Below are 541 nucleotides of genomic sequence, written 5' to 3'. Positions count from 1 at the left end.
CTTTAGCGCAGGATTTCGGGCGAGACGTCCGCAACCTCGTCGCCTCCCGCCGCTTCAACTCCCTGTTTCCCACCGTCACACTGGCGGCAGACAGCAGCGCGAAGGACGCCTGGCACACAGCACAAGGCGGCCTCTACGCCAGCATGGGCATCGGCGGCGGGCTGACAGGGAAGGGCGCACACCTCGCCATTGTGGATGATCCGGTCAAGGACCGTCAGGAAGCCGAAAGCCCCGTCCGCCGCGCCGCCGGGCATGAGGCGCGTGCGCAGGACGGCGCGATACCAGTCCCACACGGCGGCGCGATCGTGCTGGTGATGACGCGCTGGTCCCCCGATGACCTCGCAGGCCGCCTGCTGGATGAGATGCAGTCCGGCACCGGCGAGGCATGGGACATCCTCCGTCTTCCCGCCCTTGCGGAAGAGGCCGACCCGCTCAACCGCGCCCCCGGCACGGCCCTCTGGCCACAGGCCTTCCCGGAACCGGAACTCGCCCGCATCCGCCTCGCCATCGGCGCGCGGGAATGGGGCGCACTCTACCAGCA

The 541-nt window shown here is 69.7% G+C and carries 1 pseudogene; it reads left to right on the top strand.

Annotated features, from left to right (window positions below):
- Positions 1–541 (top strand): annotated as a pseudogene (locus KP703_RS15540) (terminase); the annotation flags it as partial.

Source organism: Acetobacter sp. P5B1 (assembly GCF_018811985.1).
Lineage (GTDB): Bacteria > Pseudomonadota > Alphaproteobacteria > Acetobacterales > Acetobacteraceae > Acetobacter > Acetobacter cerevisiae.
This window is presented reverse-complemented; position numbering and strand designations above follow the sequence as displayed.